This window comes from Pseudomonas chlororaphis subsp. piscium (assembly GCF_003850345.1).
Classification (GTDB): domain Bacteria; phylum Pseudomonadota; class Gammaproteobacteria; order Pseudomonadales; family Pseudomonadaceae; genus Aquipseudomonas; species Aquipseudomonas piscium.
On record NZ_CP027707.1, the window covers coordinates 5,887,287 to 5,909,998 of the forward strand.

A 22,712-nucleotide genomic window follows, 5' to 3' on the forward strand; every position below is an offset into this window, starting at 1 on the left:
AACAACGGCGCCTTCGGGCGCCGTTGTCGTTTCTGTACCTTGATTGCGAACAACGTCCCTTGTAGGAGCTAGCTTGCTCGCGATAGCGATCTCAAGGCCTATCAGAACCGCGTGCTGATCCACGACACCAGCAACGCCAGCCCCAGGCAGGCGAAACCGAAGCGGTAGAAGAAGCGGTTCATGCGCAAGGTCGCATCGTCCAACGTCTGCGCCGGTAGCTGCTCTTGGGAGCGCGATTGGCCCTGGGCGGCCAGATTGGCCAGCGCGCGCTGCTCGCGACGTCGGGTGGCGTGCAACAACCAGCTACCGGGAAAGGCGAACAGCAAGGCAAGAATATTGATCAGCTTGGCGGGGTGGGCGCTGAACAGCGACCAGATCAGTTGCAGCGACATCACGAACCTCGAATGAAACCGGATAACGAACCCTGGCGGCTCGCGGCGCGGATTTTACCTAAAGGCCCACTTTCTGCCTGGGCTTTCCGACAGACAACAAGCCGCCGGCCGGTTAATTCGTCCTGTCATACGTTCGTCATCTAAACAGGCCAGTCTGGCGCCCCTCGAAACCGACACGGAGCTTGTCATGCTGCACGCAGAAAACCAGGATCGCCTCTACCTGATCGCCCCCAGCGACGAACAGGAAGCCTTGGTCGGTGGCCTGGCCTTCAACGTCCAGGACCGCCACTGGCTGGTGTATTGCGCCCTCGGCGGGCACCAGCATGCCGACCTGCCGGAAACCGATTTGCTGACAGGAGTCAGCGTGCTGGATTTTTACGTCGAGGCGGCGTGAGGCCTGGCTCGAAACAAATCGACAGCCAATAAAAAAGCCCGGCTTCTGTGGAAGCCGGGCTTTTTTGTGTACGGCGCCGAGGGCGTCAAGCAAGGCCCTTCGGGCCTTATCGTCCGAACGCGGCCCGAGCCTGCGGCAGCGGCTACACAGGGCTCACATCATTCGCCGAGGATCTGGCCGATGCTCGGGTCCTTGAACAGGCGGGTCAGGGCATCGCTGAGTACGTCGCTGACCAGCTTGGTATTGGTTTCCTGGTTCGGCGCCATGCCGAAACGCTGGTCCAGGGACGCGCCGTAACGACCGCTGTAGCGGCGGTTGGCGCTCTGCACATCGGAACGGAAGGTCGCGCCGATGGTGGCCTCAGTCACATACAGGCCTTCCTTGGGCGACTGATACTTCAGTTCGGCCAGGGTCACGGTCAGTTGCGGAGCGTTCAGCGCGTTGGCGGTCGGAGTAAAGCCCAGCAGGCGTACCGCGGCTTCGGCCTGAGCCTGCAGCTTCGGCAGGATCTGCGCGCCCTGGACGGTGATCGCGCTGGTTTCAGGGTACAGCCCGCCACGGGTACCCAGGGTTGGCGACGGACGGCCATCGACCACTTTCACTACTACGGGCTGGCCATGGCCGACCGGCGCGAGCTGAGTGGTGAGCTTCGGTTCCGGGCTGAGTTGTTGCGGACTATGGGCGCAGCCAGCCAGCGTCAAACTGGTCACAGTGATCAAACCGAACAACAGGCGTTGCAACATACTCATTTCTCCAGAAATCAGGCACAAACAGGCTCGCAGTATAGCGGTGCACAAGGACGGCAAACCAGCGCCAGGCATGACTTAGTCAAGACTCAGACAGGTCCCGTACAAGTGGGCTCCTGTAACCTGCCGTTCACTCGCAATACATCATGATGTAACGGCTCAAGGGCATTCTTATCGTCAATGACACATTCAGGTACCTGGTCATGAACTTCCTCCGCTCGTTGTTCGCCCCGCGTCAACAGTTTCGCAGCTTCGCCCTGCTGGACAGCCAGAGACGCTGCCAGGCTTTCAAACACTGCCTGATGGCCCCGGTAGGTGAAGGCTGGGTGGAAATCCAGGAAATTCGCCTCAACTGGTTGCACCAACCACTGCCCGCCAGCGCCCGGGTCAGCCCACGCATTACCCGCGCCCGGGTACAACCGATGATGGCCACCTGACCAAAAGCCTAATAAAAGTCATTAAACAGGATCATTTCTGCGCGTTTCTTCGTTACAATCTCCCCCCGATTATAAGGACGTCTCCTGATCGGGCCTCGCAGCATCGCTGATGCATCAGCTTCAGCTCCCCCGCATTGCCCACAGAGAGCCGCCCACACAGATCGAGTGAAGCCGGCGTGCTTGCTGTTCATCGTGCAAACCACCGCTTTTCGCGCATCTGCAGAGCTGCCATTGCTCGGCCACTGAGCTGTTCGCCCGTTAATGCCACGTGCTCCATGTCGGCATTCACCCCTCGGGCCGGTGCCAGGCTTGGACAGCCCTTTTTTGAGGTTCACGTCTTCAAAAGAGCGTGAAAAAACGGGTTTTCACAACTTCACAAGAGTGTGGCGAGCAAATGAATAGTTTTGCGTCTGTACTGGCACCATTAGCGTCTACAACAGCCCGATTACACAGGACCGAGCACACCTCAGATACTTGCGCTTGAAGCCTGTCCGCTACGGATTTGGTTGCACAAACGGACTCTTGACCATAAGTCGAATTGCCTGCCCTGCCCCGAAATGCGTTCATACGCGGATCAGGCCCGGTTGGTAGCGTCCGTCGAAGTTGCAAAAAATTGCGAAGATTCGGACATGGCGATCCTGGCCATGAGTGACCCGGGGCATAACGTGAACCGCCCCCCTACTCCTGGCAGCTATGCCGTCAATTTGGTGCTGCAGATTTTGGAGACGCGTTAATGGCGCATAACGAAGCAGTAGACGTCGTATTGGTTGGGGCCGGCATCATGAGTGCCACCCTCGCTGTACTGCTCAAAGAACTCGACCCCGCGATCAAGCTGGAAGTCGTCGAGCTGATGGATTCGGGTGCCGCGGAGAGTTCCAACCCGTGGAACAACGCCGGTACCGGCCACGCCGGCCTCTGTGAGCTGAACTACACGCCACAGGCCGCCGACGGTTCCGTCGATATCAAGAAAGCCGTGCACATCAACACCCAGTTCGAGGTGTCGAAGCAGTTCTGGTCCTACCTGACCAAGAAAGGCACCTTCGGCTCGTCCAAGTCCTTTATCAGCCCGGTGCCGCACCTGAGCTTCGTCCAGGGCGACAGCGGTGTGTCCTTCCTGAAGAAGCGCTTTGAAGTGCTGAGCAAGCACCACGCTTTCGCGGACATGGAATACACCGAAGACAAGGCCAAGATGGCCGAGTGGATGCCGCTGATGATGCCGGGCCGCCCGGCTGACGAAACCATCGCCGCCACCCGCGTGATCAACGGCACCGACGTCAACTTCGGCGCCCTGACCAACCAGTTGCTCAAGCACCTGACCAGCGCACCCGATGCCCAGGTCAAGTACTGCAAGCGCGTGACCGGTCTGAAACGCAACAAGGACAACGGCTGGACCGTCAGCATCAAGGACGTCAACAGCGGCAACAGCCGTGAAGTCGACGCCAAGTTCGTGTTCCTCGGCGCTGGCGGCGCGGCGCTGCCGCTGCTGCAGGCTTCGGGCATCGAAGAGAGCAAAGGCTTCGGCGGTTTCCCGATCAGCGGCCAGTGGCTGCGTTGCGACAACCCGGAAGTGGTCAAGCACCACCAGGCCAAGGTCTACAGCCAGGCCGCGGTCGGTTCGCCACCGATGTCCGTGCCGCACCTGGACACCCGCGTGGTCGATGGCAAGAAGTCCCTGCTGTTCGGACCCTACGCCGGCTTCACCACCAAGTTCCTCAAGCACGGTTCCTTCATGGACCTGCCGATGTCGGTTCGCGCCGGCAACATCGGCCCGATGCTGGCCGTGGCAAAGAACAACATGGACCTGACCAAGTACCTGGTCAGTGAAGTGATGCAGTCCATGGAGCAGCGCCTGGAATCCCTGCGTCGCTTCTACCCTGAAGCCAAAGCCGAAGACTGGCGCCTGGAAGTGGCCGGCCAGCGGGTACAGATCATCAAGAAAGATCCGAAGAAAGGCGGCGTGCTGCAGTTCGGCACCGAGCTGGTCGCGGCCAAGGACGGCTCCCTCGCCGCCCTGCTCGGCGCTTCGCCGGGCGCTTCGGTGACCGTCTCGATCATGCTGGAACTGATCGAGCGCTGCTTCCCGACCAAGGCGGCTGGCGAGTGGGCCAGCAAGCTCAAGGAAATCTTCCCAGCCCGTGAAAAGGCCCTGGAAACCGACGCCGCGCTGTACCGCAAGATCAACAGCGAGAACAACGTCAGCCTGGAGCTGGTCGAGCAGAGCAGCGAAGCCGAAAGCTACGCTTAAGCCGCGCTCATGAAAAAACGCCCCGCTCTCTTGGAGAACGGGGCGTTTTTTTATGGCTGCTTAAAGGCAATCGCAGCCGGGGCGGCGCATTTTCAGCCGCGGGCTTTTTCGATCAGTTCGATGTAGTCGGCGGCGTTGCGCTGGTCCTGGATCAGGGCCACGAAATCCTTGCCGTGTTCGTCCTTGCCGTCCAGGTCGTAACCAGCCTCGACGAAGAACGCCAGGAAACGCTCGAAATCGTCGATACGCAGGCCGCGATAGGCCTTGATCAGCTTGTGCAGGGACGGCGAAGTGGCGTCGACCGGCTCGAAATCGAGGAACAGTTTGATCTGCGCATCGCCGATCTCGTCACCAATCACTTGTTTCTTATCTTTACGCATTGCCGACTCCAGCTCGCAGACATTTCACGGGGCAGGCAGTTTACCCCCAGGCCGCGTCAGGCCTCAACGCGAGCGTACCGCGCCGGTGTGCAGATCGGCCCAGATGTGGCCGTTGGCGTAGCTGAGGAACTGGCAATACACCGTGTCGTTGCGCAGCAGGTCCATCACCACCCGATACTGGGCCAGCGGGTAGAACAGGGTGAGGGTCTTGCTCTTGTCGTCGAACTGCGGTTTTTTCAGGCTTTTGCTCTCACCGTCGAAGTTCACCAGCACCTGGCTGATGGTGGCGCCCTTGTTCAACGGCTTGCCCTTGAGGCGGATCAATAGCGGCGAGGTGACCGGAATCGGTTGCTGGTTGGACTGGCGCTGGCTGCCGATGACCACCGAGTACTCGGTGACCTGCAACAGCTGTTGCTGCTCGGGGGCGGCATCACGCAGGGTCAGGTCATCAGGAGGCAGGAACTGCCCGTGCATGGGCGCCGGGGCGGCGGCCAAGGGCAGGCTCAGGATCAGAAGAAAGGCCGCGCAACTGCGAATCAAAAGGCTCATGACAGGCTCCGGACACAAGGCCTGGCACTCTAGCATGGGTCAGCGCAGATGTTTGCAGGCGCGGCTACAGCTCAAGCGCGAGGATGGTGCTCAGTCGAACTGGGCGCGCATCCAGGCCTGGTATTCGGCCACACCCGGCTCACCCTCGCGGGGCGCCCAAGCAGCCAACTCACCTTCGCCGACCGGGCGATAAGGCCCGGCCTTGCATTCGAACATCAGGCTGTCGGGCTCAAGCACCACCAGGCCGTGATAGACACCGACCGGCAGGTCGACGCCCATGCAATCGCCACCCGCCTGCAGCACACGCTTGGCCAGCACCTGACCGGCGTCGTCGAAAACCAGCAGGCCCAGGCGCCCCTTGAGCACCAGCAGGGTCTCGGCCTTGTCGTCACTCAGGTGGCGATGAGGCGGAATGTAGGTGGATGGCTGCAACCCCACCGCCATGCGGTGACAAGGCTCTTGCATCTGGTGGAAGTTGTGGTGGTGGCGACCACGGGGGCTGGCCGAGGCCTTTTCAGCCAGCTCGGCAAACAGCGACTGATCCAGAAAGCTCGGCTCACTCATGATTTACATGCCCTTGACGGCAAAGATGCCGGCAGCGTTACGCCAGTAACCCTTGTAGTCCATGCCGTAACCGAAGATGTAGCGGTCCACGCATGGCAGGCCAACGTAGTCGGCTTTCAGGTCGGGACGGGCCTTGCGGTCGTGGTCCTTGTCGATCAGCACGGCGGTGTGCACCGCACGGGCGCCGGCATGTTTGCAGAAGTCGATGATCGCGCCCAGGGTATGCCCCTCGTCGAGGATGTCGTCGATGATCAGCACGTCACGGTCGATGAAGGACACTTCCGGCTTGGACTTCCAGAACAGCTCGCCGCCGCTGGTTTCGTTGCGATAGCGGGTGGCGTGCAGGTAGGAAGCTTCCAGCGGGAATTTGAGGTGGGTCAGCAACTTGCCGGAGAAGATCAGGCCACCGTTCATCACGCAGAAAACCACCGGATTGCGCTCCGCCAGTTGTTCATTGATTTGTGCACCGACTCGGGCGATGGCCGCCTCGACCTCAGCTTCGGTGTACAGGCAGTCAGCCTCGCGCATGATTTGACGGATATGCTCGAGATCAGCGGACATGGCGCTCTCCAGGGGGGTGGCAGTTTCGGAAAAGCGGGCAAAGGTACGCATCCAGCCCGGTCAGATCAAGCGTTTCTGGACTAACGTACTTAGATGTCTATAGGACAACACCCTCGGATAGATTAATCTAGGCCGGTTTTTTTGCCCGCCGCCGGAGCCTTTCCCTATGCCCATCCGTGAGATCCGCCATCCGCTGATCCGACACAAACTTGGCCTTATGCGCCGCGCCGACATTAGCACGAAGAACTTCCGCGAGCTCGCTCAGGAAGTCGGTGCCCTGCTGACGTACGAAGCCACCAAAGACCTGCCGCTCGAATCCTATGAGATTCCGGGCTGGTGCGGCCCTGTCCAGGTCGAGAAGATCGCAGGCAAGAAGATTACCGTGGTGCCTATCCTGCGCGCCGGTATCGGCATGCTCGAAGGCGTGCTCAGCCTGATCCCGGGCGCCAAGGTCAGCGCCGTGGGCGTGGCCCGCAACGAGGAAACCCTGCAGGCGCACACCTACCTGGAAAAACTGGTTCCGGAAATCGACGAACGCCTGGCCATGATCATCGACCCGATGCTCGCCACCGGCAGTTCCATGGTCGCGACCATCGACCTGCTGAAAAAGGCTGGCTGCAAGGATATCCGCGCCATGGTGCTGGTCGCCGCCCCCGAAGGCATCGAAGCCGTCGAGAAAGCTCACCCGGACGTGACTATCTACACCGCTTCCATCGATCAGAAACTCAACGAGCACGGCTACATCATCCCGGGCCTGGGCGATGCCGGCGACAAGATCTTCGGCACCAAGCAGAAGGACGCCTGAGCATGCAGGATGAGTTCAACGATCCGCTCTGGCGCCAGGTGCTGTCTGGCGCGCAGATGCTCTTCGTGGCTTTTGGCGCGTTGGTGTTGATGCCGCTGATTACCGGTCTCGACCCCAACGTGGCGCTGTTCACGGCGGGTCTCGGGACTCTGTTGTTCCAACTCGTGACCGGGCGCCAGGTGCCAGTATTCCTGGCCTCCAGCTTTGCCTTCATCACCCCGATCATTCTCGCCAAGGGCCAGTTCGGCCTGGCCGCGACCATGGGCGGCGTGATGGCGGCCGGTTTCGTTTATACCTTCCTGGGCCTGGCGGTGAAGATCAAGGGCACCGGGTTCATCGACCGGCTGCTGCCGCCGGTGGTGATCGGTCCGGTGATCATTTCCATCGGCCTGGCCATGGCGCCGATCGCCGCCAACATGGCGATGGGCAAGGCCGGCGACGGCAGCGAGCTGATTCATTACCAGACGGCGATGATGATCTCGATGCCGGCGCTGCTGACCACCCTGATCGTCGCGGTGTTCGGCAAAGGCATCTTCCGCCTGGTGCCGATCATCTCCGGTGTACTGGTGGGTTTTGCCCTGTCGTTCTACTTTGGCGTGGTCGATACCGCGAAGATCGCCGCGGCGCCCTGGCTGGCCCTGCCGCACTTCACCGCGCCGGAGTTCAACTGGCAGGCGATCCTGTTCATCGTCCCTGTGGCCCTGGCACCCGCCATCGAGCACATCGGCGGGGTGATCGCGGTCGGCAGCGTGACTGGTCGCGACTACCTGAAGAAGCCTGGCCTGCATCGCACCCTGCTCGGTGACGGCATCGCCACCACCGCCGCCGGCCTGTTCGGCGGTCCGCCCAACACCACCTACGCCGAAGTGACCGGCGCGGTAATGCTGACCAAGAACTACAACCCGAAAATCATGACCTGGGCGGCGATCTTCGCCATCAGCCTGGCGTTCATCGGCAAGTTCGGCGCACTGCTGCAAAGCATTCCAGTACCGGTGATGGGCGGGATTCTCTGCCTGTTGTTCGGTTCGATCGCGGCGGTGGGCATGAACACCCTGATCCGTCACAAGATCGACCTGAGCGAAGCCCGCAACCTGGTGATCGTTTCGGTGACCCTGGTGTTCGGGATTGGCGGGGTGTTGATCGGTACCGGTACCGGCCCGGACGACTTCGGCCTGAAAGGAATCGCCCTGTGCGCCATCGTCGCGATTGCGCTGAACCTGATCCTGCCGGGCAACGATGGCTGGAAGAACAAGAAGGCTGATGAGCCGCTGATCTGAGGATCTGCGTCAACCGGAAAATCTATCGCGGGCAAGCCTCGCTCCTACAGACGGTATTGACCGTAGGAGCGAGGCTTGCCCGCGATGCCTTTTACAACGCCAAAGGTGCGCGCTCGCACAAGGCGTTCAATGCCTTGGCCCATTGCGGGTCGTCGTTCAGGCACGGCACCAGCACCAACTCCTCCCCTCCCGCTTCGCGGAACTGCTCGCGACCGCGATCGCCGATCTCTTCCAGGGTCTCGATGCAGTCGGCGACGAACGCCGGGCACATCACCAGGATCTTCTTCACCCCCTGTCGGGCCAGCTCATCCAGGCGCGCCTCGGTGTAGGGTTCAATCCATTTGGCACGCCCCAGGCGGGACTGGAACGACACCGACCACTTGCCGTCCGGCAGCCCCATGCGCTCGGCGAATGCCCGGGCCGTGTTCAGGCACTGGCCGCGGTAACAGGTGGCGGCCACCTCGGGGGGTGCATCGCGGCAGCAATCGCCTTCCAGGCTATGGCCGGGATTGAGCTTTTTCAGGTGCCGCTCGGGCAAGCCATGGAAGCTCAGCAGCAGATGATCGAAGTCCTGTTGCAGGTGCGGCCTGGCACTGGCCACCAGCGCGTCGAGGTACTCCGGCTGATCGTAAAACGGCTGCAGCACCGAAAGCTGCACATCCAGCTTCCTGTCCCGGATCACCCGCCGGGCTTCTTCCACCACGGTGGTCACGGTGCTGTCGGCGAATTGTGGGTAGAGCGGCGCCAGGGTGATCCTCTTCTGCCCCTGGGCCACCAGGCGCAGCAACGCCGACTCGATGGACGGCTCGCCATAACGCATCGCCAGTTCCACCGGGCCATGCTTCCACTCGCGGGTCATGGTTTCCTGCAGACGGCGGCTGAGCACCACCAGCGGCGAACCCTGCTCCCACCAGATCGAGGCGTAGGCATGGGCCGATTGCTCCGGACGCTTGATCAGGATCAGCGACACCAGCAGCCGTCGGACCGGCCATGGCAGATCGATCACGTAAGGGTCCATCAGGAATTGATTGAGGTAGCTGCGCACATCCGCCACCGAGGTGGAGGCCGGCGAACCCAGGTTGACCAGGAGCAACGCGTGATCGGTCATGCAACATCCTATTTCAGAGGCGGCTGGACAGGTCGTCCAGGGCCGCGCGCAAATCAGTGAACTGGAAAGTGAATCCGGCGGCCTGCAACCGCGCTGGGACCGCGCGCTGACCACCCAGCAACAACAACGACAACTCCCCCAGGCCGACGCGCAAGACGAGGGCCGGCACCGGCACTATGGCCGGTCGGTGCAAGATGCTGCCCAGGGTCTTGGCGAACTCGCGATTGCGCACCGGCGTGGGCGCGCAGGCATTATAAGGACCGCTGGCATCACTGCGGTGCAGAAGAAAATCAATCAGGGCGATTTGATCCTTGATATGAATCCACGGCATCCACTGCCGACCGTTGCCGATCGGCCCGCCCAGGGCCAGCTTGAAGGGCAGCAGCAAGCGCGACAAAAAGCCGCCCTCGGCCGCCAGCACCAGACCCGTGCGAATCAGCACCACACGTATGCCCATGGCCTCGGCACGTTGCGCGGTCTCTTCCCAGGCGATACATAACTGGCTGGCGAAATCCTCACTGACCGGGGGCGAGTCCTCGTTCAGCTCGCGCTCCCCGCCATCGCCATACCAGCCCACGGCCGACCCGGAGATCAACAACCCGGGCTTCTGCCCCCGACTTTCCAACCAGGCCAGCAGCTTTTCCGTCAGGGTAATGCGGCTGCTCCAGAGCAACGCCTTGCGCTTGTGGGTCCAGGGCCGATCGGCGATTGGAGCTCCCGCCAGATTGATAATGGCGTCGACCGGCTCCTCTGCGAGTTCGTCCAGGCGGCCGATGCCGCGGACCTGGGCGCCACACAGTTTGGGCACCTCGGCAGGCCGGCGACTCCATACGGTCAACTGATGGCCCTGGGTCAGCCAGTGACGGCAGAGCTGACGTCCCATCAAACCAGTACCGCCGGTCAGCAATATGTGCATGACATCTTCCTCGCGTGGCGTTTTACCCGGATCACTAGTCTATTTTTATAAGCAGGGATCTTTTCAATCGGGCAGGCTCTGTGTTTAACAATAGGACACCCTGTAAAACCGATAACGCCGAAAGTTATACCAAAAAACAAAACCGTATAGATTTTAACGACGGCGTCTGCACAGAAAGGTAAACGAGGCCCCTATGACCGTACCCATCGCAATCATCGGTACCGGCATCGCCGGACTCTCCGCGACCCAGGCGCTGAGAGACGCCGGGCATGTCGTGCAACTCTTCGACAAGAGCCGCGGCAGCGGCGGGCGTATGTCCAGCAAGCGCAGCGACGCCGGCGCGCTGGACATGGGCGCGCAATATTTCACGGCCCGCGACCGGCGCTTCGTCACCGAAGTCCAGCGCTGGCAAGCCAATGGCTGGGCCGCCGAATGGGCGCCGCAGCTGTACAACTTCCATGGCGGCCAGCTCACCCCTTCGCCGGACGAACAGACCCGCTGGGTCGGCACCCCACGCATGAGTGCCATCACCCGTGGCTTGCTGGGCGATACGGAAGCGCATTTCGCCTGCCGCATCACCGAGGTCTACCGCGGTGAACAGCATTGGCACCTGCAGGATGCCGAAGGTTTCACCCACGGCCCATTCAGCCACGTGATCATCGCCACGCCGGCCCCCCAGGCCACCGCCCTGCTGGCCGCTGCGCCGAAACTGGCGAGTGCCGCCGCCGGGGTGAAAATGGACCCGACCTGGGCCGTTGCCCTGGCATTCGAGACCGCACTGGAAACCCCGGTGGAAGGCTGCTTCGTACAGGACAGCCCGCTGGACTGGCTGGCCCGCAACCGCAGCAAGCCAGGGCGCGACAACAGCCTCGACACCTGGGTCCTGCACGCCAGCAGTGCCTGGAGCCGCCAGCACATCGACCTGCCGAAAGAGGCAGTGATCGAGCAATTGCACGGCGCTTTCGCCGAACTGCTGCACAGCGCCATGCCCGCCCCGACCTTCAGCCTCGCCCACCGCTGGCTCTACGCCCGCCCGGCCAGCAGCCATGAATGGGGAGCCCTGGCGGATGTCGACCTGGGACTCTATGTGTGCGGCGACTGGTGCCTGTCCGGTCGCGTCGAAGGGGCCTGGCTCAGCGGGCAGGAGGCCGCCCGCCGGTTGCACGAAAACCTGTAAGCGTATCACCCCGCGTAACTTTGCTGCTGTCGCAATGGACAGCAGCCTGCCTTCTCCGCTCAAAACCCGAAACACACGTCTGCTCATCGGACTGTTCCGCGATGAAGAAAAACGCGCGCTTATGCGTTAGCCAGTCAGCAGTCGAATGGGCATAGCCCAGCGACCGTTAGATGAGCAGGAAATGGCCCGAAAAGTCCCAGAGCACAAACTTGTACAAAATATTTAACTTGCACACCTTTGACTCTATGATGAGGCAAAATTGTACAAACCCATATTTTTGTACATGAAGTCCCAGAGCCCTCCACATGCCCGACAGTCCGACCCAGGCCGACAAACCGAGAATCGCCATCAGCGCCCGTCTGCTGGATGCGCCTGTGCGTTACAACGGCCGGCACAAGGAACTGCGCCAGTACCGTCACGGCCTGGCGCTGCTGGTGGTGTCACTGATCCTGCTAATGCAGGAATCCCCATGCAATTGATCTGGCTACGCAGCGACCTGCGTCTGCATGACAACACCGCGCTGAGCGCCGCGACCCAGCGCGGGCCGACTGTGGCCGTATACCTGCTGAGCCCGACGCAATGGCAGGCGCATGACGATGCGCCGTGCAAGGTCGACTTCTGGCTGCGCAACCTGGAGCAGTTGAGCGGTGACCTGGCCCGGCTGAACATCCCGCTGCTGATCCGCGAGGCCCCAAGCTGGGAACAGGCCCCCCAGGTACTGTTGCAGCTGTGTCAGGAGCTAGCCATCGAGGCGCTGCACGTCAACGAGGAATACGGCATTCACGAGAGCCGCCGCGATACAGCGGTGGCCAGCCTGCTGAAGAGTCACAGCGTGAATTTCCACAGTTACCTCGATCAGTTGCTGTTCCGGCCCGGCAGCGTGCTGACCAGGAGCGGCTGCTATTTCCAGGTCTTCAGCCAGTTCCGCAAGGTCTGCTACAACCGGTTGCACAGCGCCCTGCCGCCACGGCTGGCGATACCCGGGGTGCAAGCCGCGCTGAGGATAAAGGCCGATGTGGTGCCCCGGCAGGTCGAGGGTTTCCCCACACCCACCTCGCACTTGCAAGCGCTCTGGCCAGCCGGTGAAACCGCGGCGCAACAACGCCTGGCGCATTTTGCCGAAGCGCAGCTCGACCACTACCAAGCCGAGCGCGACTTCCCGGCCAAGCCCGGCACCAGCCAGCTTTCGCCCTACCTCGCCGCCGGCGTGCTGTCGCCACGCCAATGCCTGCACGCGGCCCTGCAAAACAACCGCGGCGAGTTCGCCAGCGGCAGCCCCGGCGCCGTCACCTGGATCAACGAACTGCTCTGGCGCGAGTTCTACAAACACATCCTGGTGGGCTACCCGCGGGTGTCCCGGCACCGGGCCTTCCGCCCGGAAACCGAAGCCGTGGCCTGGCGCGATGCCCCCGATGAGCTGGCGGCCTGGCAACAGGCCCGCACCGGCCTGCCGATCATCGACGCCGCCATGCGCCAGTTGCTGGAAACCGGCTGGATGCACAATCGCCTGCGGATGATCGTGGCGATGTTCCTGACCAAGAACCTGCTGATCGACTGGCGCCTGGGCGAACGCTTTTTCATGCGCCACCTGATCGACGGCGACCTGTCGGCGAACAATGGGGGCTGGCAGTGGAGTTCATCCACCGGCACCGATTCGGTGCCCTACTTCCGGATCTTCAATCCGCTGAGCCAGTCGCAGAGGTTCGACAGCCAAGGGACTTTCATCAAGCACTGGCTGCCGGAGCTGGCGGGGTTGAATGAAAAAGATATCCACAACCCGAACGCCATGGGCGGCCTGTTCGGCGTGGCCGGTTACCCGCCGCCGATGGTCGATCTGTCGATGTCCCGCGAGCGCGCCCTCGCGGCCTTCAAGAACCTGCCGTCGCGGCCGGTTGCCGAGGGGTATCGGGAATAAGGGAGCGGCAGGCGTCCGTCAGTGGTTTCACACAGCCTGCGGCCACTGCCTTACACTGCGCGCCTATGACCACTATTCCTGTCACCCAGATCGCCGAAACAGCGGTCACCTGCTCGAGCTGCGCGGCCTGCTGCTGCCAACTGGAAGTGATGCTGATCACCGAAACCGGGGTGCCCGAACGCTTTATCGACACCGACGACTGGGGTGGCGAAGTCATGCTGCGGCTGGATGACGGTTGGTGTGCCGCGCTGGATCGCAACAGCATGCTGTGCAGCATCTACGAACAACGGCCCCTGATCTGCCGGGAGTTCGAGATGGGGGAAGTGGACTGCCTCAACGAACGCCGCGGCATCGCCACGGCGTATCGCTGAAAGGGTCTTACAACGGCATGGTGTAATGCAGCGAGTAGCTCTCTACACCGTCGTTGGGCGTTGTAATACCAGCGTTGGAATAGTGCGTGGCACGGATACCGACTTCATGCCCGCCGTTGAAACGCAGGCCGAAACCGAAGCGGTCCTCGAACTGGAACGCCGAACCGAGCTTGTTGTCCTCCACCTCGGTGTTGGCGAACACCGCCACGCCGATCCCCGCCTCGATGTAAGGCTTGATGTTCTGCCCGGCAAATTCGTACACCAGTACCGGCGAGAACGACAGACTGTGGTTGCTGGACGTCTTGTCGCCATCCCAGAAGGTATAGGCACCGCTCCAGTAGCCGGTCAGACGACCGACATCGCTTTGCAACCAGCTTTTGTCCCAATCGAATTGCATGCCCAGGCGATAAGCCTGGGTCGAATCACTGGTCTGTCCCACCGAAAACTCGACGCCAGCCGCCTGTACCGAAAGACTTTGCCCCAACAGCGCGGCCGCAAGCGCAGCCAAATAAAACATTCGTCTCATCAGGAACATCCTTTTCAAACGATTCGTATGGTGTTGTACAGATGTCACACACACGTTAGTAGAAATCCGCGCTTGAACAGAAGTTCAGCGCAAATCACCGCTTCTGCGTGATTCTTCTATAGAGCGAAGCTTTGCACCGCTCCCGTCTCTTTCCAGAGCAGCGGCAGAATATGTCTGAAATGATGCGGATCGCCACTGGTCCAGAACTGAGCCTGGCGTGCCGGCCCCGCGGCCAACAGCTCGCGCTCGCCGAGCAAGCGCTCCAGTTGGCGGGCAACCGCGGCCCCGGTATCGATCAGGCTGATGTCCTCGGGGATCATCGACTTGAGCAACGGCTTGAGAAACGGATAGTGGGTGCAGCCGAGGATGATGGTGTCGCAGCCGGCCGCCAGCAGCGGCTCGACATACCCCTGCAGCAGTTGGCGCAACGCGGGGCTGTGCAGATCCCCGGCCTCGATCCGTTCCACCAGGCCCGGGCATGGCCGGGTAATGACCTTGATGTCGGTGGCGAAACGATCGAGCAAGGCGGCGAACTTGGCACTCTGCAAGGTGCCGGTGGTGGCCAGCACACCGACCACGCCGCTGCGGGTGGCGGCGGCAGCCGGCTTGACCGCGGGCTCCATGCCGACGATGGGCCAGTCCGGGTAGTCCCGACGCAGGTCGGCGACGCCGGCCACAGTCGCGGTGTTGCAAGCCAGCACCAGCGCCTTGGCGCCCTGCTCGCGGAAAAACCCGGCGACCAGGCTGCAACGCTGGCGGATGAATTCGGGGGTTTTCTCGCCATAGGGAATGTTGCCGCAATCGGCTACATACAGCAGCGACTCATGGGGCAGGCGCTGCTGGATTTCCGCCAGTACCGACAGGCCGCCGACGCCGGAGTCGAAGACACCGATCGGCGCTTCACGCATGCTGGTCTCCACAGACGCTGCAGCCCGGGTCGCGCTTGACCCGCAGTTCGCGAAAGCGCGTGCCCAGGGCATCGATCAACAACAGGCGGCCCACCAGCGGCTCGCCGAACCCCACCAGCAGCTTCAAGGCCTCGAGGGCCTGCAGGCTGCCCACCAACCCTACTAGCGGCCCGACCACACCGGCTTCGCTGCAGGTCAGTTCGGCTTCGCTGCCGTGCCCATATAAACAGTGGTAGCACGGGCTCTCGGGGCGGCGTGGGTCGAACACCGACAACTGCCCTTCCAGGCGAATCGCAGCGCCACTGACCAGCGGCTTACCGACGGCGACACAAGCGGCATTCACCGCCTCGCGAGTGGAGAAGTTGTCGGTGCAATCGAGCACCAGGTCCACCGCCGTGACCGCGGCCGCCAGGGAGTCGGCATCCAGCGCGGCGCGATGGGGCACCAGCTGGATTTCGGGATTGATCGCGGACAAGCGACGCATCGCCGAATCGACCTTGCTCAGGCCGACGCTGTCGGTGTCATGGATGATCTGGCGTTGCAGGTTGGTCAGGTCGACCGTATCGAAGTCGGCCAGGTGCAGCTCGCCGACACCCGCGGCGGCCAGGTACAAGGCCACCGGAGCGCCCAGGCCGCCGAGGCCGACGATCAATACGCGGCTGGCCTTGAGTCGCAACTGGCCATCGATGTCGACGTGCTGCAACAGAATCTGCCGGCTGTAGCGCAACAACTCCTGATCGTTCAGCACGGCAGGCTTCCTAAGCTGATGCGTTCATGACCACCCAGGTCGACACGGCTGTGGACCTCGGCAAACCCTTGGCTGAGTAACAGGCCGCGTACAGCCGGCGCTTGATCATAGCCATGCTCCAGCATCAACCAGCCGCCGGCTTCGAGGTGACCTGGCGCCTGGGCAATGATCAGGCGCAGATCGTCCAGCCCGTCCTTGCCCGCGACCAGGGCGCTCTCCGGCTCGAAGCGCACATCGCCGGCCGCCAGATGCGGGTCGGCGTCGGCAATATAGGGCGGATTGCTGATGATCAGCTGATAACGCTCGCCTTGCAGGGCGCTGAACCAATGGCTGCTCAGCACCCTGACATTGTCCAGTTGCAGGCGCTGGCGGTTGCGTTCGGCCAGGGCCACGGCTTCCAGCACCCGGTCGACCGCGGTGACCCGCCACGCCGGGCGCTCGCTGGCCAGGGCCAGGGCGATGGCACCGCTGCCGGTGCCCAGGTCGAGCACCTTGGCCGGCGTGGCGGCCAGCAGCTCCAGCGCCGCTTCCACCAGCAACTCGGTGTCAGGGCGCGGAATCAGGGTGTGGGGCGCCACTTCCAGGTCGAGCTTCCAGAACCCCTGCTGGCCAAGGATATAGGCCACCGGCTCGCCGGAGCGGCGCCGCTGCAGGTAACTGGCGAAGGTCAATGCCGCTTCGCTGGGCACGATCCGCTCGGGCCAGGTGTGCAGGAAGCTGCGCGGCTTGCCCAGGGCGGCGGCCAGCAGCAACTCGGCATCCAGACGGGCCGTGGGCGAATCGGGCAATTGGGCGGCGCGCAGCAGGCTGGCGATGATGGTCATTTATGTTTACTCGCCCAGTGCCGCAAGTTGATCGGCCTGGTATTCGGCCAGAAGCGGTTCGATCACGGCCTCGACGCCACCGGCGAGGATTTCATCGAGGGAATAGAGGGTCAGGTTGACGCGGTGATCGGTCACCCGGCCCTGGGGAAAGTTGTAGGTGCGGATACGCTCGGAGCGGTCGCCCGAACCCACCAGCAGCTTGCGTTCGCTGGCAATCGCATTAGCCGCGGCGCTGGTCTGCTGGTCGTTGAGCTTGGCCGACAGCCAGGACATGGCCCGCGCCCGGTTCTTGTGCTGGGAACGCTCTTCCTGGCACTCGACCACGATTCCCGACGGGATGTGGGTGATGCGGATCGCCGAGTCGGTCTTGTTGACGTGCTGGCCACCGGCACCGGAGGAGCGGTAGGTGTCGATCCGCAGGTCCGCCGGGTTGATCTCGATGGCTTCCTGCTCGTCCGGCTCGGGCAATACCGCCACGGTGCAGGCCGAGGTATGGATGCGCCCCTGGGATTCAGTGGCCGGCACCCGCTGTACGCGGTGGGCGCCGGATTCGAATTTCAGCTTGCCGTAGACGTTCTCGCCTTCGACCCGGGCGATGACTTCTTTATAGCCGCCGTGCTCGCCCTCGTTTTCCGAGAGGATCTCCAGCCGCCAGCCACGCCGCTCGGCATAACGCGAATACATGCGGAACAGGTCGCCGGAGAAGATCGCCGCCTCGTCGCCACCGGTGCCGGCGCGGATTTCCAGGAACACGTTGCGCCCGTCGTTGGGGTCCTTGGGCAACAGCATGCGTTGCAGGGTGCTTTCCAGCTCGACCAGTTGCTCCTTGGCCTCGCGGACTTCTTCCACCGCCATTTCGCGCATGTCCGGATCGCTGTCCTTGAGCAGCGCCTGGGCGCCCTCGAGATCGGCCTGGACCTTGAGCACCTGTTTATAGGTCTCGACGATCGGCTCGACTTCGGCGTACTCCTTGGAATAGGCGCGGAACTTGGCCTGATCGGAAATGACTTCGCCGTCGCCAAGCAACGCGGTCAGTTCCTCGAAACGGTCCTGGAGGACATCCAGCTTATTGAGCAGTGACGCTTTCATTGCGGTTTTTTATCCGAAGAGTCCGAAGCGCCCTCACCGAGGGCAAAGAGTTCCTGGGCCATGGCCAGCGCATCCAGGCGGCCTTCAGCGGTCAGTTTTTTCAACTGGACGCTGGGCGCATGCAGCAATTTGTTGGTCAGGCCGCGAGCCAGTTGCATCAGGACGTCTTCGGCGCTGCTGCCGTTGGCCAGCATGCGCTGGGCCTTTTGCAGTTCTTCGTCGCGCAGGCGCTCGCTCTGCTGACGATACGCCTTGAGCACATCCACCGCAGCCAGCTCGCGCAGGCGCGCCATGAAGTCCTCGGCGCCGATGTTCACCAGCTCTTCCGCCGCCTGCGCCGCGCCTTGACGGCTCTTGAGGTTTTCGGCGACCACTTCGTGGAGATCGTCGACGGTATAGAGGTAAACGTCGTCCAACTCGCCGACTTCCGGCTCAATATCCCGGGGAACGGCGATATCCACCATAAAGATCGGCTTGTGCTTGCGCAGCTTCAGCGCGCTTTCCACCGCGCCCTTGCCCAGGATCGGCAACTGGCTGGCGGTGGAACTGATGACGATGTCGCTGTGCACTAGCTCCTGAGGGATATCCGACAACAGCACGGCATGGGCTCCAAACTGTTCGGCCAGGGTGCTGGCGCGCTCCAGGGTGCGGTTGGCGACCACGATGCGCTTGACCCCCAGGTCATGCAGGTGGCGGGCGACCAGGGTGATGGTCTCGCCGGCGCCGATCAGCAGCGCCTGGCTGCGCTGCAGATCGCTGAAAATCTGTTTCGCCAGGCTCACCGCGGCAAAGGCCACGGAAACCGGGTTTTCGCCGATGGCGGTATCGGTGCGCACCTGTTTGGCGGCACTGAAGGTGGCCTGGAACAGCCGCCCCAGCAGCGGACCAATGGTTCCGGCCTCACGCGCCACAGCGTAGGCGGATTTCATCTGCCCGAGGATCTGCGGTTCGCCCAGCACCAGCGAATCCAGCCCCGAGGCGACACGCATCATGTGACGAACGGCCGCATCGTCTTCGTGCACATAGGCACTGGCGCGCAGGTCTTCGAGGCTCAGATGGTGGTACTCGGCCAGCCAGCGCAGCACGACATCCGCCGAAAGGTGATCCTGTTCTATATAGAGTTCACTGCGATTGCAGGTGGAGAGGATCGCAGCTTCGCGGCTGTCGGTGAGGCGGCAGAGCTGCTGCAAGGCCTCAACCAACTGCTCAGGGGTAAAGGCCACGCGCTCGCGGACGTCTACTGAAGCAGTCTTGTGGTTAATACCGAGTGCGAGGAAGGCCATTCAAGGTCGCTGATGATGTCGAGAAGCCGACAATTGTCCTACTTCGAAAGATTCAGAACAACCACTGCCGACTATTGTCCCAATAGACTGCCTCTGTAAGGCATCCGCTGAGTCTCGGTTATGTTTGGCCGAAGGCTTGTGTCATGATGATCCGACCGCAGGTTAGTCGTCCTCTTCCTATATGAATAGATCTTCCGCGTTGCTCCTCGCTTTTGTCTTCCTCAGCGGCTGCCAGGCCTTGGCACCCGTTTCACCGGACGGTACGCCGCCGGTCGAAGACAGCACACCGGCTCCTGAAAAGCCCAAGGTTTACTCCTCGTTCAGCGAAGACACGATCTTCAGCCTGCTGAGCGCGGAACTGGCTGGCCAACGCAATCGTTTCGACATTGCCCTGGACAACTATGTCACCCAGGCCATCAACACCCAGGACCCGGGCATCTCCGAGCGGGCGTTCCGCATCGCCGAATACCTGGGCGCCGACCAGGCCGCGCTGGACACGGCGCTGATCTGGGCGAAAAACGCCCCGGACGACCTGGAAGCTCAGCGTGCCGCCGCCATCCAGCTGGCCCGCACCGGGCGTTACGACGAATCCATGGTCTATATGGAGAAAGTCCTGCAGGGCAAGGGCGACACCCACTTCGATTTCCTCGCGCTGTCGGCCGCCGACACCGACCAGGACACCCGCAACGGTCTGATGAAGAGTTTCGACCGCCTGCTGCAAAAACACCCGAACAACGGCCAACTGGTCTTCGGCAAGGCGTTGCTGCTGCAACAGGACGGCGACACCCGCGAAGCCCTGAAGCTGCTCGAGCAGAACCCGCCGGAAGAAGGCGAAATCGCGCCGATCCTCCTGCGCGCCCGCCTGCTGCAGAGCCTCAGCCGCGCCGACGAAGCCCTGCCGCTGCTGGAAAAAAGCATTCGCAAGTACCCGGACGACAAGCGCCTGCGCCTGACTTACGCGCGCATGCTGGTCGAACAGGATCGCATGGACGATGCCAAGGCCCAGTTCTCCAGCCTGGTCCAGCAGTATCCGGAAGACGACGAGCTGCGTTACTCCCTGGCACTGGTCTGCCTGGAAGCCAAGGACTGGGCAGAAGCCAAGGGTTACCTGGAAGACCTGATCGCCCGGGAAAGCCATGTCGATTCGGCGCACCTGAACCTTGGCCGCATCGCCGAAGAACTCAATGATCCACAGGGCGCGCTGGTGGAATACGGCCAGGTCGGCCCAGGCAACGACTACCTGCCGGCACAATTGCGTCAGGCCGATATCCTGATGAACAACGGCCGTACCGCCGAAGCCGAAAAACGCCTGGCCGCGGCCCGCGACACCCAACCGGACTACGCCATCCAGCTGTACCTGATCGAAGCCGAAACCCTGTCCGCCAACAAACAGGGCGACAAGGCCTGGAAGATTCTCCAGCAAGCCCTGCAGCAATACCCGGACGACGTAAACCTGCTCTACACCCGTGCGATGCAGGCCGAGAAGCGCAACGACCTGGCCCAGATGGAAAAGGACCTGCGCCTGATCATCAAGCGCGAGCCGGACAACGCCATGGCCTTGAACGCCCTCGGCTACACCCTGTCGGATCGCACGACCCGCTACGCCGAAGCCAAGGCCCTGATCGAACAGGCCCATCAGCTGACCCCGGACGATCCGGCGGTGCTCGATAGCCTGGGCTGGGTGAACTATCGCCTGGGCAACCTCGCGGAGGCCGAACGCCTGCTGCGCCAGGCGCTGGAACGCTTCCCCGACCAGGAAGTCGCCGCGCACCTGGGCGAAGTGCTCTGGGCCAATGGCAAGCAACGCGAAGCCAGGCAGATCTGGAGCAAGTTCCTCAAGGATCAGCCCGACAGCCCAATCCTGCGCAGCACCATCAAGCGCCTGACCGGATCAGAGACCCTTTAAGACTATGTTTTTGCGCCACCTTATCGTTTTCAGCTTTATCGCTCTGCTCGCCGGCTGTTCGGGTTTCGGTACCCGTGAATCCGTCGAGGGTCATGGCAGCCCCGCGTTATGGCGCGAACATAAGCAGCAGTTGACCGGCCTCGACGGCTGGCAGATCAACGGCAAGATCGGCATTCGTGCGCCCAAGGATTCGGGCAGCGGCACGCTGTTCTGGCTGCAACGCCAGGACTACTACGATATCCGCCTGTCCGGCCCGCTGGGTCGTGGTGCCGCCCGCCTGACCGGCCGTCCCGGCCAGGTCGCGCTGGAAGTCGCCAACCAGGGACGTTACGAAGCGCCAACCCCGGAAGCCCTGCTCGAAGAACAGCTGGGCTGGAAGCTGCCTGTCTCCCATCTGGCCTGGTGGGTTCGCGGACTGCCCGCCCCCGACAGCAAGAGCCGCCTGACCCTGGATGGCGACAGCCGTTTGTCCAATCTCGAACAGGACGACTGGCAGGTCGAGTACCTGAGTTATGCACAACAGAGCGGTTACTGGCTGCCCGAGCGGATCAAGCTGCATGGCCGCGACCTTGACGTCACGCTGGTGATCAAGGAATGGCAACCACGCAAGCTGGGGCAGTAAGCATGAACGCACCACGACTGACCCTGCCCTCCCCGGCAAAACTCAATCTGATGCTGCACATCCTCGGGCGCCGTGAAGACGGTTATCACGAGCTGCAGACGATCTTTCAGTTTCTCGATTACGGCGATGAAATCACCTTCGCCGTGCGCGATGACGGCGTCATTCGCCTGCATACGGAATTCGCCGGCGTGCCCCACGACAGCAATCTGATCGTGCGGGCGGCCAAACAGCTTCAGGAACAGTCCGCTTGCCCACTGGGTATCGATATCTGGATCGAGAAAGTCCTGCCCATGGGGGGCGGCATCGGTGGCGGCAGCTCCAATGCGGCGACCACCCTGCTGGGCCTGAATCATCTCTGGCAACTGGGCTGGGACGAAGATCGCCTGGCCACGCTGGGCCTTTCCCTGGGCGCCGACGTGCCGGTTTTCGTGCGCGGGCATGCGGCTTTCGCCGAGGGCGTGGGAGAAAAACTCACCCCGGTAGACCCCGAGGAGCCTTGGTATCTCGTACTGGTGCCGCAAGTCTCTGTAAGTACAGCAGAAATTTTTTCAGATCCGCTGTTGACACGTGACACTCCGCCCATTAAAGTGCGCCCCGTTCCCAAGGGAAACAGCAGAAATGACTGCTTGCCGGTGGTTGCAAGGCGTTATCCAGATGTACGTAACGCATTGAATTTGTTAGGTAAATTTACCGAAGCAAAACTGACCGGAACTGGAAGTTGTGTGTTTGGGGGCTTCCCAAGCAAAGCTGAAGCTGATAAAGTCTCGGCCCTTCTTACAGAGACCCTTACAGGGTTTGTAGCGAAAGGAAGCAACGTTTCGATGTTGCATCGCAAGCTGCAAAGTCTGCTCTAAAAGGAACCAAGTGCCAGGCACTTGATGCAACAGATACAGGGGCGTCGCCAAGCGGTAAGGCAGCAGGTTTTGATCCTGCCATGCGTTGGTTCGAATCCAGCCGCCCCTGCCATTT

The 22,712-nt window shown here is 62.0% G+C and carries 26 protein-coding genes and 1 tRNA gene; 13 read left to right on the forward strand and 14 right to left on the reverse strand.

The features are described 5' to 3' along the window. Positions 1 to 101 precede the first annotated feature (101 nt). Positions 102 to 392 carry a hypothetical protein gene (locus C4K38_RS26600; protein ID WP_053280833.1) on the reverse strand — a complete coding sequence of 97 codons (291 nt, stop codon included), beginning with the start codon at positions 390 to 392 and terminating at the stop codon, positions 102 to 104. Positions 393 to 579: 187 nt separating this feature from the next. Here C4K38_RS26600 and C4K38_RS26605 point away from each other — a divergent pair, with 187 nt between their 5' ends. Further along, positions 580 to 786, forward strand: coding sequence for a hypothetical protein (locus tag C4K38_RS26605; protein ID WP_009050770.1), 207 nt, complete (start codon positions 580 to 582; stop codon positions 784 to 786). Positions 787 to 944: 158 nt separating this feature from the next. On the opposite strand, the gene C4K38_RS26610 is transcribed toward C4K38_RS26605, so the two are convergent. Then, a complete protein-coding gene (locus tag C4K38_RS26610) occupies positions 945 to 1,529 on the reverse strand; it encodes a YajG family lipoprotein (RefSeq protein WP_007928390.1) in 585 nt (194 codons plus the stop codon). Positions 1,530 to 1,735: 206 nt separating this feature from the next. Here C4K38_RS26610 and C4K38_RS26615 point away from each other — a divergent pair, with 206 nt between their 5' ends. Together C4K38_RS26615 and mqo are read left to right on the forward strand one after the other, a co-directional pair. Then, a complete protein-coding gene (locus tag C4K38_RS26615) occupies positions 1,736 to 1,969 on the forward strand; it encodes a hypothetical protein (RefSeq protein ID WP_053280834.1) in 234 nt (77 codons plus the stop codon). A gap of 733 nt (positions 1,970 to 2,702) precedes the next feature. Then, positions 2,703 to 4,214 carry a malate dehydrogenase (quinone) gene (gene mqo, locus C4K38_RS26620; RefSeq protein ID WP_053280835.1) on the forward strand — a complete coding sequence of 504 codons (1,512 nt, stop codon included), beginning with the start codon at positions 2,703 to 2,705 and terminating at the stop codon, positions 4,212 to 4,214. A gap of 92 nt (positions 4,215 to 4,306) precedes the next feature. On the opposite strand, the gene C4K38_RS26625 is transcribed toward mqo, so the two are convergent. From C4K38_RS26625 to C4K38_RS26640, 4 genes are all read right to left on the reverse strand, one after another. Beyond that, positions 4,307 to 4,594, reverse strand: coding sequence for a PA4642 family protein (locus tag C4K38_RS26625; RefSeq protein ID WP_053280836.1), 288 nt, complete (start codon positions 4,592 to 4,594; stop codon positions 4,307 to 4,309). 63 nt (positions 4,595 to 4,657) lie between these two features. Then, positions 4,658 to 5,143 carry a hypothetical protein gene (locus tag C4K38_RS26630; protein WP_025806230.1) on the reverse strand — a complete coding sequence of 162 codons (486 nt, stop codon included), beginning with the start codon at positions 5,141 to 5,143 and terminating at the stop codon, positions 4,658 to 4,660. 90 nt (positions 5,144 to 5,233) lie between these two features. Beyond that, positions 5,234 to 5,707: a WbuC family cupin fold metalloprotein gene (locus C4K38_RS26635; RefSeq protein WP_053280837.1), complete on the reverse strand. Its 474-nt coding sequence runs from the start codon at positions 5,705 to 5,707 to the stop codon at positions 5,234 to 5,236. Between the two features lie 3 nt (positions 5,708 to 5,710). Beyond that, entirely contained in the window at positions 5,711 to 6,268 is a 558-nt protein-coding gene (locus C4K38_RS26640; RefSeq protein WP_007928381.1) for a hypoxanthine-guanine phosphoribosyltransferase, read from the reverse strand. A 166-nt stretch (positions 6,269 to 6,434) separates the two neighbouring features. Between C4K38_RS26640 and upp the strand changes: the two genes are divergently transcribed. Both upp and C4K38_RS26650 read left to right on the forward strand, forming a co-directional pair. After that, on the forward strand, positions 6,435 to 7,073 hold the full coding sequence (gene upp / locus C4K38_RS26645; protein WP_007928379.1) for a uracil phosphoribosyltransferase: 639 nt from the start codon (positions 6,435 to 6,437) through the stop codon (positions 7,071 to 7,073). Positions 7,074 to 7,075: 2 nt separating this feature from the next. After that, positions 7,076 to 8,350 carry a uracil-xanthine permease family protein gene (locus C4K38_RS26650; RefSeq protein WP_053280838.1) on the forward strand — a complete coding sequence of 425 codons (1,275 nt, stop codon included), beginning with the start codon at positions 7,076 to 7,078 and terminating at the stop codon, positions 8,348 to 8,350. Between the two features lie 91 nt (positions 8,351 to 8,441). On the opposite strand, the gene hemH is transcribed toward C4K38_RS26650, so the two are convergent. Then, on the reverse strand, positions 8,442 to 9,458 hold the full coding sequence (gene hemH, locus C4K38_RS26655) for a ferrochelatase (protein WP_053280839.1): 1,017 nt from the start codon (positions 9,456 to 9,458) through the stop codon (positions 8,442 to 8,444). 13 nt (positions 9,459 to 9,471) lie between these two features. After that, on the reverse strand, positions 9,472 to 10,374 hold the full coding sequence (locus tag C4K38_RS26660; protein WP_053280840.1) for a TIGR01777 family oxidoreductase: 903 nt from the start codon (positions 10,372 to 10,374) through the stop codon (positions 9,472 to 9,474). A 193-nt stretch (positions 10,375 to 10,567) separates the two neighbouring features. Between C4K38_RS26660 and C4K38_RS26665 the strand changes: the two genes are divergently transcribed. From C4K38_RS26665 to C4K38_RS26675, 4 genes are all read left to right on the forward strand, one after another. Then, positions 10,568 to 11,551, forward strand: coding sequence for an NAD(P)/FAD-dependent oxidoreductase (locus tag C4K38_RS26665; protein ID WP_025806237.1), 984 nt, complete (start codon positions 10,568 to 10,570; stop codon positions 11,549 to 11,551). Positions 11,552 to 11,856: 305 nt separating this feature from the next. Further along, on the forward strand, positions 11,857 to 12,030 hold the full coding sequence (locus C4K38_RS32450; RefSeq protein WP_155772907.1) for a hypothetical protein: 174 nt from the start codon (positions 11,857 to 11,859) through the stop codon (positions 12,028 to 12,030). After that, entirely contained in the window at positions 12,021 to 13,466 is a 1,446-nt protein-coding gene (phrB, locus tag C4K38_RS26670; RefSeq protein WP_053280841.1) for a deoxyribodipyrimidine photo-lyase, read from the forward strand. Before C4K38_RS32450 ends, phrB begins: the two co-directional genes overlap by 10 nt. A gap of 65 nt (positions 13,467 to 13,531) precedes the next feature. After that, positions 13,532 to 13,837 carry a YkgJ family cysteine cluster protein gene (locus tag C4K38_RS26675; protein ID WP_023967381.1) on the forward strand — a complete coding sequence of 102 codons (306 nt, stop codon included), beginning with the start codon at positions 13,532 to 13,534 and terminating at the stop codon, positions 13,835 to 13,837. A gap of 7 nt (positions 13,838 to 13,844) precedes the next feature. On the opposite strand, the gene C4K38_RS26680 is transcribed toward C4K38_RS26675, so the two are convergent. From C4K38_RS26680 to hemA, 6 genes are all read right to left on the reverse strand, one after another. Continuing rightward, positions 13,845 to 14,363: an acyloxyacyl hydrolase gene (locus tag C4K38_RS26680; RefSeq protein WP_025806239.1), complete on the reverse strand. Its 519-nt coding sequence runs from the start codon at positions 14,361 to 14,363 to the stop codon at positions 13,845 to 13,847. Between the two features lie 116 nt (positions 14,364 to 14,479). After that, positions 14,480 to 15,271 (reverse strand): glutamate racemase, encoded by a 792-nt coding sequence (gene murI, locus C4K38_RS26685; protein WP_053280842.1) that lies wholly within the window; start codon positions 15,269 to 15,271, stop codon positions 14,480 to 14,482. Continuing rightward, positions 15,264 to 16,019 (reverse strand): molybdopterin-synthase adenylyltransferase MoeB, encoded by a 756-nt coding sequence (locus C4K38_RS26690; protein ID WP_053280843.1) that lies wholly within the window; start codon positions 16,017 to 16,019, stop codon positions 15,264 to 15,266. Before C4K38_RS26690 ends, murI begins: the two co-directional genes overlap by 8 nt. Then, positions 16,013 to 16,843 (reverse strand): peptide chain release factor N(5)-glutamine methyltransferase, encoded by an 831-nt coding sequence (prmC, locus tag C4K38_RS26695; protein WP_053280844.1) that lies wholly within the window; start codon positions 16,841 to 16,843, stop codon positions 16,013 to 16,015. Before prmC ends, C4K38_RS26690 begins: the two co-directional genes overlap by 7 nt. Positions 16,844 to 16,849: 6 nt before the next feature. After that, on the reverse strand, positions 16,850 to 17,932 hold the full coding sequence (gene prfA, locus C4K38_RS26700; protein WP_007928353.1) for a peptide chain release factor 1: 1,083 nt from the start codon (positions 17,930 to 17,932) through the stop codon (positions 16,850 to 16,852). Continuing rightward, positions 17,929 to 19,215: a glutamyl-tRNA reductase gene (hemA, locus tag C4K38_RS26705; RefSeq protein WP_053280845.1), complete on the reverse strand. Its 1,287-nt coding sequence runs from the start codon at positions 19,213 to 19,215 to the stop codon at positions 17,929 to 17,931. The genes prfA and hemA overlap by 4 nt, the downstream gene beginning before the upstream one ends. A gap of 181 nt (positions 19,216 to 19,396) precedes the next feature. On the opposite strand from hemA, the gene C4K38_RS26710 reads away from it, so the two are divergent. The 4 genes from C4K38_RS26710 to C4K38_RS26725 all read left to right on the forward strand — a co-directional run bounded on the left by C4K38_RS26710 (position 19,397) and on the right by C4K38_RS26725 (position 22,709). Beyond that, positions 19,397 to 21,121: a tetratricopeptide repeat protein gene (locus tag C4K38_RS26710; protein WP_053280846.1), complete on the forward strand. Its 1,725-nt coding sequence runs from the start codon at positions 19,397 to 19,399 to the stop codon at positions 21,119 to 21,121. Positions 21,122 to 21,125: 4 nt separating this feature from the next. Next, positions 21,126 to 21,743 carry a lipoprotein insertase outer membrane protein LolB gene (gene lolB / locus C4K38_RS26715; protein WP_053280847.1) on the forward strand — a complete coding sequence of 206 codons (618 nt, stop codon included), beginning with the start codon at positions 21,126 to 21,128 and terminating at the stop codon, positions 21,741 to 21,743. A 2-nt stretch (positions 21,744 to 21,745) separates the two neighbouring features. Then, entirely contained in the window at positions 21,746 to 22,597 is an 852-nt protein-coding gene (ispE, locus tag C4K38_RS26720; protein ID WP_053280848.1) for a 4-(cytidine 5'-diphospho)-2-C-methyl-D-erythritol kinase, read from the forward strand. A gap of 37 nt (positions 22,598 to 22,634) precedes the next feature. Beyond that, positions 22,635 to 22,709 (forward strand) — tRNA-Gln (locus C4K38_RS26725). Positions 22,710 to 22,712 lie beyond the last annotated feature (3 nt).

Excerpts from the sequence above, each read along its gene's own strand:
- C4K38_RS26600 (WP_053280833.1), bottom strand. The coding sequence starts at position 392 with ATGTCGCTGCAACTGATCTGGTCGCTGTTCAGCGCCCACCCCGCCAAG.
- C4K38_RS26605 (WP_009050770.1), top strand. The coding sequence starts at position 580 with ATGCTGCACGCAGAAAACCAGGATCGCCTCTACCTGATCGCCCCCAGC.
- C4K38_RS26610 (WP_007928390.1), bottom strand. The coding sequence starts at position 1,529 with ATGTTGCAACGCCTGTTGTTCGGTTTGATCACTGTGACCAGTTTGACG.
- C4K38_RS26615 (WP_053280834.1), top strand. The coding sequence starts at position 1,736 with ATGAACTTCCTCCGCTCGTTGTTCGCCCCGCGTCAACAGTTTCGCAGC.
- mqo (WP_053280835.1), top strand. The coding sequence starts at position 2,703 with ATGGCGCATAACGAAGCAGTAGACGTCGTATTGGTTGGGGCCGGCATC.
- C4K38_RS26625 (WP_053280836.1), bottom strand. The coding sequence starts at position 4,594 with ATGCGTAAAGATAAGAAACAAGTGATTGGTGACGAGATCGGCGATGCG.
- C4K38_RS26630 (WP_025806230.1), bottom strand. The coding sequence starts at position 5,143 with ATGAGCCTTTTGATTCGCAGTTGCGCGGCCTTTCTTCTGATCCTGAGC.
- C4K38_RS26635 (WP_053280837.1), bottom strand. The coding sequence starts at position 5,707 with ATGAGTGAGCCGAGCTTTCTGGATCAGTCGCTGTTTGCCGAGCTGGCT.
- C4K38_RS26640 (WP_007928381.1), bottom strand. The coding sequence starts at position 6,268 with ATGTCCGCTGATCTCGAGCATATCCGTCAAATCATGCGCGAGGCTGAC.
- upp (WP_007928379.1), top strand. The coding sequence starts at position 6,435 with ATGCCCATCCGTGAGATCCGCCATCCGCTGATCCGACACAAACTTGGC.
- C4K38_RS26650 (WP_053280838.1), top strand. The coding sequence starts at position 7,076 with ATGCAGGATGAGTTCAACGATCCGCTCTGGCGCCAGGTGCTGTCTGGC.
- hemH (WP_053280839.1), bottom strand. The coding sequence starts at position 9,458 with ATGACCGATCACGCGTTGCTCCTGGTCAACCTGGGTTCGCCGGCCTCC.
- C4K38_RS26660 (WP_053280840.1), bottom strand. The coding sequence starts at position 10,374 with ATGCACATATTGCTGACCGGCGGTACTGGTTTGATGGGACGTCAGCTC.
- C4K38_RS26665 (WP_025806237.1), top strand. The coding sequence starts at position 10,568 with ATGACCGTACCCATCGCAATCATCGGTACCGGCATCGCCGGACTCTCC.
- C4K38_RS32450 (WP_155772907.1), top strand. The coding sequence starts at position 11,857 with ATGCCCGACAGTCCGACCCAGGCCGACAAACCGAGAATCGCCATCAGC.
- phrB (WP_053280841.1), top strand. The coding sequence starts at position 12,021 with ATGCAATTGATCTGGCTACGCAGCGACCTGCGTCTGCATGACAACACC.
- C4K38_RS26675 (WP_023967381.1), top strand. The coding sequence starts at position 13,532 with ATGACCACTATTCCTGTCACCCAGATCGCCGAAACAGCGGTCACCTGC.
- C4K38_RS26680 (WP_025806239.1), bottom strand. The coding sequence starts at position 14,363 with ATGAGACGAATGTTTTATTTGGCTGCGCTTGCGGCCGCGCTGTTGGGG.
- murI (WP_053280842.1), bottom strand. The coding sequence starts at position 15,271 with ATGCGTGAAGCGCCGATCGGTGTCTTCGACTCCGGCGTCGGCGGCCTG.
- prmC (WP_053280844.1), bottom strand. The coding sequence starts at position 16,843 with ATGACCATCATCGCCAGCCTGCTGCGCGCCGCCCAATTGCCCGATTCG.
- prfA (WP_007928353.1), bottom strand. The coding sequence starts at position 17,932 with ATGAAAGCGTCACTGCTCAATAAGCTGGATGTCCTCCAGGACCGTTTC.
- hemA (WP_053280845.1), bottom strand. The coding sequence starts at position 19,215 with ATGGCCTTCCTCGCACTCGGTATTAACCACAAGACTGCTTCAGTAGAC.
- C4K38_RS26710 (WP_053280846.1), top strand. The coding sequence starts at position 19,397 with ATGAATAGATCTTCCGCGTTGCTCCTCGCTTTTGTCTTCCTCAGCGGC.
- lolB (WP_053280847.1), top strand. The coding sequence starts at position 21,126 with ATGTTTTTGCGCCACCTTATCGTTTTCAGCTTTATCGCTCTGCTCGCC.
- ispE (WP_053280848.1), top strand. The coding sequence starts at position 21,746 with ATGAACGCACCACGACTGACCCTGCCCTCCCCGGCAAAACTCAATCTG.